Here is a 9,765-nt window from a genome sequence, read left to right as displayed (position 1 = left end):
GCGCTATGATCTTAGAATGAAGCTGTTCGCCGGTCTTGTTAATTTCGAGCTTAGCTTATGACTTTTGCAAGAGGTCTATTGATAAAATTCTACTTCGTAGAAGTGAGCAGCAGTTGGACTGCCAAAAAGACTAGGACAATCTAGCGTAGTATATCAATTACGAAGCTATTAGATACTACTATCGCTGTTCATACAACTGTCTTACTTGCCGTAAGTTCTCTTGGTTTGATACTGTAGTAGGTTAAATATACTAAGTCGTCACTCATGAAAAAAACCTCGCCAATAGTGACGAGGTTTTTTTATAACAATAATCTTAAGACTTTACGTAAACTTATTTATTTAAGTTTAGCTCCATCTCTTTGTACTTAGCAGAAACTGAAGGTCTTGGACCACCAGTCATAATACTAACGGCAAAGATAGCGATAGTACTTAAGATAAAGCCTGGAACGATAGCGTATAACCAGCTATTTAGTGCCATACCATCTACTTGGAAAGGACCATAAATCCATAAGATAACAGTCAAAGCACCAACAACCATACCGGCAACAGCACCATTACGGTTCATGCCGCGCCATGTTAGGCTAAAGATAACCAATGGACCAAACGCAGCACCAAATCCTGCCCATGCATTAGAAACTAGGTTCAATACTGAGCTATCTGGGTTAGATGCTAGCATGATGGCAACGATAGCAACGATGATCACTGAGATACGACCAACCAATACCTGGCGAGCTTCTGGGGCATCTTTATCAAAGAATAGTTTGTATACATCTTTGGTTAGAGAGCTTGATACAACCAATAGCTGTGATGAGATAGTACTCATAATTGCCGCTAAAATAGCTGCTAATAGGAAACCTGAAACCAATGGATGGAACAAGAACTGAGTGAATACTAAGAAGATAGTCTCAGGATCGTCCAGCGTCATCGCAGTTTTTTGTACGTATGCACGACCAGCAAAACCAGTCATTAGTGAACCAATAAGACTCACAACCATCCAGCTCATACCGATGTTACGTGCGGTCGGTACATCTCTCACTGAACGAATCGCCATAAAACGTACGATAATATGCGGTTGGCCAAAGTAACCTAAACCCCATGCCATGAGTGAGATAATACCGATGACACTCATACCGCTAGTAACGTCTAAAAGGGTAGGATCGATGTTTCTAACCGCTTCTGTCGTAGCTGAAATACCACCAAGATCAGTAAAGGCAACGACAGGTACGATTACCATGGCAAACAACATGATGACGCCCTGTACGAAATCGGTCATAGATACTGCTAAGAAACCACCGAATAGTGTATAAGCCACAACCACACCAGCGGTAACCCATAGGCCAGTACTATACGATAGGTTAAGTGAGCTTTCGAAGAGTTTACCACCACCGACAAGACTTGCAGCGGTATAGACGGTAAAGAATAGAATGATAACTAATGCCGAGATGACGCGCAGCATGTGCGACTTGTCTTCAAAGCGGTTGGCAAAATAATCGGGTAGAGTGATAGCGTTGTCAGCCACTTCGGTATAAACACGAAGGCGAGGTGCTACGATGAGATAGTTTAATAGTGCACCTAATGTCAAACCAAGCGCAATCCAAATACTGACCACACCATCGGCAAACATATAACCAGGTAAGCCAAGTAGTAACCAACCTGACATATCTGATGCACCTGCAGAAAGTGCGGTTACTGCTGGGCCTAAGTTACGACCCCCTAACATATAGCCTTCAGTATCATTGGCTTGCTTAAAATAAGCGTAAACACCAATCCCAATCATCACTAAGAAATAGGCGCCAAGTGATATCAGCACGCCACTAGAAACTCCGTTCATATAAATTGTCCTTAACCAACATAGTTGGCTGTAATTATTTTTTAACTATAAAAGTTCTGTCCTACAAGGCGATGTCCAAAACAATATTTAAAGACAAAAAAAGCCATTAATTGAGACATAATGGCTTTTTTCAGTATCTTCTGTAGTTTTATATGATTGATGTCGTTCTATGGCTAGCACTCATATAGAGATAGAGAACAACGGGAACATCGCATTCCACTTATCTATTGTTATTGCTCGCATCTGCTATTTATATATGAGTATTAGCAACCTACATCATCAATCTAAACCATTAAACCTACTGTTAACCATCATATCTTACTAGAAGTATTCAATATATGACTATCAGTGTCCTTGTGGTAAATTTTTGTTATAAAAACAACGTCAAGCGTATTATAACGCATGAGAGTCACAAATGCGAATAGCTTAATGGTTAGACTGTTATAGCGAGCTCTTTTTATTCAATAGGCGCAAGTAAGTCTAGTAGGGCGGTCACGCTGCTAGATTGAGTTAATTTTGGATTGATGACCACACCTAAATAGCGTTGTAATTCAATATTGTCAGCCATATCGATACGTTCCAAGTCTTGACTGACCATCGTTTGTGGTAGTACTGACCAACCAAGACCAACAGATACCAGCATACGGATAGACTCAAGAGGGTTGGTGCTCATCGTGGCATAAGGCTTCAGATTGTGCTTGGCAAACTCAGCCAAGGTAATCTGACTGGTAAAGGTATTGGCAGAAGGCAAAATGGCAGGATAGCGCGCTAACTGCTCCAACGTCACATTAGATTTAGTAGCCAAAGGTGATAGCGTACCCGTCATAAAATAAAGAGGGTCTGACCAGAGCGTGTGATAAGTTAAGCGCTTATCGTAGACAGGTGGAAGCGTAACAAAGGCTAAAGACAAATCACCATCTAGTACTGCTTTATGAGCTTTTTCAGAATCTACGAAGTGTACTTCTAACTGAACAGCTGGATAAGCTTGAATAAAGTGTTTAAGGACAGGTGCTAAATGATGTAGGCCAATATGATGGCTAGTACCAATGACTAATTTGCCAGAAACGATATGCTGAGAATGCTGCAAGTTGATTTTAAAGTTCTCATAATCTTCCAGCCAACGCTTGGCATGAGGTAGCATTTCACTAGCCGCTTGAGTAGGTACAATTCCACGTCCTACCGTATCAAACAAGGTAATGTTAAACTCGTCTTCTAAGTTTTTGATACGTTTACTGACAGCAGGCTGCGTGATAAACAGCTTTTCTGCGGCGCCTGAGATACTGCCAGTGTGCATAACGGTAACGAATGTCGTCAAGTTTGTGGTGTTCAAACGAATGTCCTTAGCTACTTTACGAGCTATAAATAAAAGTTGGCTGACCCAATCACAACGTATTAGAAATAAAAGTTTGCGTCTGGTTAAAAATCATCAATTATTATTATAGGATTTGCCTGCTATAATCACAAGACATCGAGGCGTATTGTGACATATTTATTCTAAAAAATTGGCTATTTGCCATTTAAAACGTATTTTAAGCGTTAATTTTAGTCATATGTTGGGTCTCATAAAGAAATAGTATTTAAATTTTAGATACGACCGTAATTATTAAACATTATAGATAGACATAGCATTTACATAGAATCTTAGCTTGGCAATTTGCAAGTAAGTAAAAAATTAAGTAATTAGTAACCTATAAAGGATAGCAACATGGCTGGTCAAACGTTATATGACAAACTTTGGAACGCTCACGAAGTCACTAAGCGCGACGATGGTTCGAGCCTGATTTATATCGACCGCCACCTGTTGCATGAAGTGACGAGTCCACAAGCATTTGAAGGGTTGGAATTGGCAAACAGAGCGCCATGGCGTTTATCGGCTAACATTGCCAGTCCAGATCACAATGTGCCAACCGTCACCAAAGAGCGCCTAGAAGGGGTGCCTGGGATTAAAGACAAGGTATCACGCTTGCAGGTTGTCACTTTGGACGATAACTGCACCAAGTTTGATATTGCTGAATTTACTATCAATGATGCGCGTCAAGGAATTTTGCACGTGGTCGGTCCAGAGCAAGGTTTGGTCTTGCCGGGTATGACGGTTGTTTGCGGTGACTCGCATACAGCGACTCACGGAGCACTTGGTTGCTTGGCTCATGGTATCGGAACCTCTGAAGTTGAGCATGTATTGGCAACGCAGTGCTTGATTCAAAAGAAATCAAAAAATATGCAAATCCGCGTCACTGGTCAACTTGGCACTGGCGTCACTTCAAAAGATGTAGTGTTAGCTATTATTGCGAAGATTGGTACAGCAGGTGGAACAGGACACGCGATTGAATTTGCAGGTCAAGTGTTCGAAGACATGAGTATGGAAGGCCGTATGACCGTCTGTAACATGGCGATCGAAGCAGGTGCGCGTGTCGGTATGGTTGCGGTAGATGACACGACGATTGATTATGTCAAAGGTCGTCCATATGCGCCAAGCGAAGCACAATGGGAACAAGCGGAAGCCTACTGGCGTACACTATATTCAGACGATGACGCGGTATTTGATACTGTGGTAGAAATCGACGGTAGTCAGATCGCACCGCAAGTATCTTGGGGTACATCGCCTGAGATGGTTGTAGATATCACGCAATCTGTACCGACACCAGATCAAGCCATTGATGAAGCTCAAGAAGAAGGCTGGTTACGCGCTTATACTTATATGGGGCTAGAAGCTGGTCAGAAAATTACGGATATCCAACTTGACCGTATATTTATCGGTTCATGTACCAATTCACGTATCGAAGATTTACGTGATGCGGCAGCGGTAATCAAAGGTCGCAAAGTTGCTGATAACGTAAAAGAAGCGATCGTTGTTGCAGGCTCTGGACAAGTGAAACTGCAAGCAGAGGCTGAAGGCTTGGATACGTTATTTACTGAAGCTGGTTTTGAATGGCGTGAGCCGGGCTGCTCGATGTGTCTTGCGATGAATGCAGACAAACTTGAGCCACAAGAGCACTGCGCCTCAACGTCTAATCGTAATTTTGAAGGTCGTCAGGGTAACGGTGGTCGTACGCATTTGGTAAGCCCAGCAATGGCAGCTGCCGCCGCGTTGGCAGGTCATTTTGTAGACGTTCGTACGTTTTAAGTCTGATAGTAAGTACTGACATCATGCTTGTATTAACGATAAATATATGAGCATGGTGTCAAAGATGGTAAAAAATTATTTACTGTCTAATATGCTTATCAAGGTCATCAGCCAGCAAAAATATAATTGATAGGAAATTTTATGCAAGCTTATAACACCCAAACAGGTATCGTTTGCCCGTTAGATCGCGCAAACGTCGATACCGACCAAATTATCGCAAAACAGTTTTTAAAGTCTATTAAACGTACAGGTTTTGGCGTAAATCTATTTGACGATTGGCGCTATCTTGACGAAGGCTATCCTGGCCAAGACAATAGCACACGAGTCATCAATCCAGAATTTGTATTGAATAAACCACGTTATCAAGGTGCTACTATCTTACTAGCACGCAGAAACTTTGGTTGTGGCTCTAGTCGTGAGCATGCACCTTGGGCGTTATCAGAGTATGGTTTCCGTACGGTAATTGCGCCAAGTTTTGCAGATATTTTCTACAATAACTGTTTCAAAAATGGCATGTTACCAATTGTGTTGGATGAAGCGATTGTCGATACGTTAATGAAAGCGACTTTTGAGAACGAAGGCTATGAGTTGACCGCGGATCTTGAACGTCAAGTCGTCATCACACCAACTGGTGAAGAGTATGCCTTTGAAGTAGATGCCTTTCGCAAGCATTGCTTGTTAAACGGACTGGATGACATTGGTTTAACATTGCAACAAAGTGATGCTATCAAAGATTACGAGCAACAAATGATGCAAAAAACACCGTGGATATTTAACGACGTACGAGCGTAGAGGGTCATTTTATAATCTACTGCTCATAAAACTGTGAGTAGTCGCAACGCAGCGTTGAGTTATGGCGGTGAACTGTCTAAAATGAAGAATAGTTTTTCACTACATTTTATTACCTCTCTTGAATAGTAGCCGCCATTATGAATACAAAACGTTATGCTCTATGGACAAGTACAATTGTTGCTGCAAGCTTATTATTGTCAGGCTGTCAGCTATTGACAGGCTATCAAAAAATAGATGAAGCAGAGAGTGCCGAGGCATGGGTAGGTAAAATTAAACCTATCGCTGGTGAAGTAAATATTGCCTGTGTGGGTACATATCATTGCGAAATTGTGCAGATAGATAAAACGCTCATTATTGCGCCCAACAGTCATGAGCCAATCAGTCCTCAGATTATGACAACCTTACCACGTCAAGAAGGTATGGCAAAAACATCGATGAATATGGATATGACACCACTGGTCAATAAAAATGCCATAAAAGTTGTGCCGTTAGCGCCTTCGAGTATGCCAGGATTGACCAACTACTATGCACGGGTCATGCCTGCCAAACACGAAGTACATGTGAATTTTTATCCAGAAAATAACATGGGCTATGTTGAGCGTTTTGCGATGATTCATGATTTCACTGAAGCAGGTACTTATCAGCTGCGCGCTTATCAAAAAAAGAACAGCGAAAAATCAGGCAGTCTATTAGACACAGCATCACCTGAGCCTTTATGCATTGAGCTATTGCAAGGTACGAAAGTACAGCGCCGATTCTGTAAGCAATTAGACGCTGAGCATCAAGGTGAGTTTGTAGAGACTGGTATGGCCAAAGCAGTAACATCAGCACCTAAAGCCAAAAAAATGGCAGCATAAAATATGAGTATAAAAAGCTCGACAATATAATTAACCAATAAAAATATTTCCAAAAGGATCAGTATGGCAACGATTTTAACATTAGCGGGTGATGGTATTGGCCCTGAAATTATGACTCAAGCCATTGACGTGCTTAAGGCTGTCAATGATAAGTTTTCACTTGATTTGACGCTTGAGTCTGGATTGATTGGCGGTGTGGCTATTGATGCAACTGGTGAGCCTTTGCCAGATGAGACATTGGCCCGTGCTCGCGCCGCAGATGCCGTATTGCTAGGTGCAGTTGGTGGTCCTAAATGGGATGCGATCGAGCGTAGTAAACGCCCTGAGCGCGGTCTATTGAAAATCCGCGGCGAGCTTGGTTTATTTGCTAATCTACGCGTAGCCAAGCTCTATCCACAGTTGGCTAATGCCTCAAGTATCAAACCTGAAATTATCTCAGGTCTAGATCTATTGATCGTTCGTGAGCTGACAGGCGGCATCTATTTTGGCGAGCCTCGTGGTATCCGCACACTAGAAAATGGTGAGCAGCAAGGCTATAACACGATGGTATATAGTACAAGTGAGATTCAGCGTATTGGTAAAGTTGCCTTTGAGTTAGCAAAAACGCGTGCGCAAGCAGCGGGCACAGCAGCTAAGGTATGTTCAGTTGATAAAGCCAATGTATTAGAAGTCACCGAGCTGTGGAAACAGACGATGATCGAGATGCAGCAAGCTGACTATAGCGATGTGGCGTTGTCACATATGTATGCTGACAACGCTTGCATGCAGTTGATTAAAGATCCTAAACAGTTCGATGTCATGGTGACAGGTAACATGTTTGGCGATATCCTATCTGATGAAGCTGCGATGTTGACAGGCTCTATCGGTATGTTGCCATCAGCGAGCTTGGATGAGTCAGGTAAGGGCATGTATGAGCCTTGCCATGGTTCAGCACCTGATATTGCAGGACAAGATAAAGCCAACCCATTAGCGACTATCTTATCTGTTGCTATGATGCTGCGTTATACCTTCAAGCAAGAAGATGCGGCACAAGCAATTGAGCAAGCAGTCAGTGATGTACTTGATGATGGTCTACGTACGCTAGATATTTTAGATAGCAGTGAAGCTGGACTTAAGCAGGTAGGCTGTAAAGAAATGGGGCAAGCGGTCTTAGCCAAACTGATATAATTTAACTTGCGTTTAAAGGCTATTCCTATATAGCATTTTCCGCAGTCTTAGTTTGCATGTTATATACCCATAAGCTACCAAGTGGCTTATGGGTTTTTTATTGTTTATCTGTTAGCCAAGCTTATTTATAAGCATTGTCTTAACAGAGACGCTGTATAACAAAGCTCCTTTTAACATAAAGCTGTTATATGCTCACAAGGTAATATGACAATATTAGTAGCTTATAAAGGAGCTAAAATATTTCGCTTTTAGCAAAAATATAATAGTAAAAACTTAGATGACAGAGGTAAGTTCTAAAAATCCAAAAAACTGTAGTATTTGAAAACTGAAAATAATAATAGAATTTATTAAATGAGGAGTGTTACATGTATCAACTAACAAGAATCAGTAAGGCATTGACAGTGGTTAGTCTCTCTAGCTTACTATTCATGGGGCAAAGCATCGCAGCAGAGACAACGGATAGTGTGAACGCAAGTAATAGCGTCAAGGCTTCGGCAGAAGTCAGTCCAGTGACTAATGGCGTAAGTCAAAAGTTAACAGGAGATAGTAAAGCTGCGACTTCATTGAATAAGCTACTGCCTACGATTAAGTACACAACTGAGAACCTATCTGACAATGCAAAAAAAGTAAACAATGTCACTTGGACGGCAGATGCAGATATTGATCGTAACGTAGGAACAAAGCTGCAGGCTCTACTAAACTGGCATCACAACGGAGTAGGGCCTGTCGATGGCTACTGGGGCAAAAATACTCGTAAAGCCATGCAGGCGTTTCAAAAAGCGAATGGTTTAGACGTAACTGATACGTTGAACGCTGAGACGTGGCAAGCACTGACCAAGAATGAGAAGCTCACGACTCAACCAGTACTAGTCAGTTATCAGCTTACTGAAGCAGATGTGAATGTCAAAACCACAACCATACCTGCTGATTCTGTTGCCAAATCCAAGCTTGAGGGAATGTACTACGAAAGCATTACTGAGGCATTGGCAGAGAAGTTTCATATCAGTGAGAAATATTTAAAATCGCTTAATCCTGATGCCAGTTTTACTGCGGGTGAAATTATCACGGTATACAACCCTGGCAATCCTAACACTAAGCCTGTGCATCGCGTTGTCGCTGATAAAGCCACTGAGACACTCTACGCTTATGATGAGAACAATAACTTGATTGCTAGCTATCCGACGACAGTGGGTAGTACAGCGACACCATCACCAACAGGTACGCATACTGTTAAGGTAAAGGTACACGAGCCCAACTATACTTATACGGCCAATGACGGTAGCAAGTCTATCATTCCACCAGGTCCCAACAATCCAGTAGGCTCGGTATGGATTGGGCTTAGTAAACCAACTTATGGCATTCATGGATCACCAGATCCTGCTCGTATCAGTCGTCAAGCATCAGCAGGTTGTGTGCGTTTGACCAACTGGGACGCGCTTAGTCTGCTTGGAGTCATAAAAAACGGCGCAACTGTCGAATTTAGTTAAATACGATAGTACTAAGTCATAAAAAATGGACAAAAAAATACCGCTAAAATCTAGCGGTATTTTTTGTGGTAAGCAGAAACAGTCAATACTAAATAACTAAAATATTGATAGGCAATAATGAGCAGATTAGCATTTTCATTATTATTATCAGTTTCACTACCCAAGCGTCATATCAGCTATCAGCGATAACGTAGCTATTCAGTTATTAGCTGTATCTTACCAATGCTAATACTTTCATAACCATATTGGTCAGTCAGTATTTAGTTTTTACCACGGTAGGTGATACGGCCTTTAGATAGGTCATAAGGTGTCATTTCAACTTTAACCTTATCACCTGTCAAGATACGAATATAATGCTTACGCATCTTACCAGAGATATGCGCGATGATTTCGTGCCCGTTTTCTAAACGAACTTTGAACAAAGTATTAGGAAGGGTATCAATGACTTCGCCTTCAAATTCAATAATATCGTCTTTTGCCATAATTTGTATCAATCAATTAAAAAAT

The 9,765-nt window shown here is 41.7% G+C and carries 8 protein-coding genes; 5 read left to right on the top strand and 3 right to left on the bottom strand.

What is annotated here, in order from left to right:
- Nucleotides 1–331: 331 nt before the first annotated feature.
- Entirely contained in the window at nucleotides 332–1,831 is a 1,500-nt protein-coding gene (putP, locus tag I3249_RS02515) for a sodium/proline symporter PutP (protein WP_238068400.1), read from the bottom strand.
- Nucleotides 1,832–2,288: 457 nt separating this feature from the next.
- On the bottom strand, nucleotides 2,289–3,161 hold the full coding sequence (locus I3249_RS02510; RefSeq protein ID WP_101205469.1) for a LysR family transcriptional regulator: 873 nt from the start codon (nucleotides 3,159–3,161) through the stop codon (nucleotides 2,289–2,291).
- Between the two features lie 375 nt (nucleotides 3,162–3,536).
- Between I3249_RS02510 and leuC the strand changes: the two genes are divergently transcribed.
- The 5 genes from leuC (at nucleotide 3,537) to I3249_RS02485 (ending at nucleotide 9,258) form a co-directional block, all read left to right on the top strand.
- Entirely contained in the window at nucleotides 3,537–4,955 is a 1,419-nt protein-coding gene (gene leuC, locus I3249_RS02505; protein WP_238068399.1) for a 3-isopropylmalate dehydratase large subunit, read from the top strand.
- Between the two features lie 141 nt (nucleotides 4,956–5,096).
- A complete protein-coding gene (gene leuD, locus I3249_RS02500; protein WP_238068397.1) occupies nucleotides 5,097–5,747 on the top strand; it encodes a 3-isopropylmalate dehydratase small subunit in 651 nt (216 codons plus the stop codon).
- A gap of 137 nt (nucleotides 5,748–5,884) precedes the next feature.
- Nucleotides 5,885–6,604 (top strand): hypothetical protein, encoded by a 720-nt coding sequence (locus tag I3249_RS02495; RefSeq protein WP_238068395.1) that lies wholly within the window; start codon nucleotides 5,885–5,887, stop codon nucleotides 6,602–6,604.
- A gap of 63 nt (nucleotides 6,605–6,667) precedes the next feature.
- Nucleotides 6,668–7,771: a 3-isopropylmalate dehydrogenase gene (leuB, locus tag I3249_RS02490; protein ID WP_057759326.1), complete on the top strand. Its 1,104-nt coding sequence runs from the start codon at nucleotides 6,668–6,670 to the stop codon at nucleotides 7,769–7,771.
- Between the two features lie 365 nt (nucleotides 7,772–8,136).
- A complete protein-coding gene (locus I3249_RS02485; RefSeq protein WP_238068393.1) occupies nucleotides 8,137–9,258 on the top strand; it encodes a L,D-transpeptidase family protein in 1,122 nt (373 codons plus the stop codon).
- Between the two features lie 260 nt (nucleotides 9,259–9,518).
- On the opposite strand, the gene infA is transcribed toward I3249_RS02485, so the two are convergent.
- The gene (gene infA / locus I3249_RS02480; protein WP_021814850.1) at nucleotides 9,519–9,740 is read right to left on the bottom strand and encodes a translation initiation factor IF-1; all 222 of its coding nucleotides are present in this window, start codon (nucleotides 9,738–9,740) and stop codon (nucleotides 9,519–9,521) included.
- Nucleotides 9,741–9,765: the final 25 nt, after the last annotated feature.

Source organism: Psychrobacter sp. Ps1 (assembly GCF_022129425.1).
GTDB lineage: Bacteria > Pseudomonadota > Gammaproteobacteria > Pseudomonadales > Moraxellaceae > Psychrobacter.
The sequence above is the reverse complement of the archived record's forward strand: the minus strand, read 5'-3'. Positions and strand labels throughout refer to the sequence as shown.

What these genes read in the sequence shown, in the direction of transcription:
- putP (WP_238068400.1), bottom strand. Translation starts at nt 1,831, where the DNA reads ATGAACGGAGTTTCTAGTGGCGTGCTGATATCACTTGGCGCCTATTTC.
- leuC (WP_238068399.1), top strand. Translation starts at nt 3,537, where the DNA reads ATGGCTGGTCAAACGTTATATGACAAACTTTGGAACGCTCACGAAGTC.
- leuD (WP_238068397.1), top strand. Translation starts at nt 5,097, where the DNA reads ATGCAAGCTTATAACACCCAAACAGGTATCGTTTGCCCGTTAGATCGC.
- I3249_RS02495 (WP_238068395.1), top strand. Translation starts at nt 5,885, where the DNA reads ATGAATACAAAACGTTATGCTCTATGGACAAGTACAATTGTTGCTGCA.
- leuB (WP_057759326.1), top strand. Translation starts at nt 6,668, where the DNA reads ATGGCAACGATTTTAACATTAGCGGGTGATGGTATTGGCCCTGAAATT.
- I3249_RS02485 (WP_238068393.1), top strand. Translation starts at nt 8,137, where the DNA reads ATGTATCAACTAACAAGAATCAGTAAGGCATTGACAGTGGTTAGTCTC.
- infA (WP_021814850.1), bottom strand. Translation starts at nt 9,740, where the DNA reads ATGGCAAAAGACGATATTATTGAATTTGAAGGCGAAGTCATTGATACC.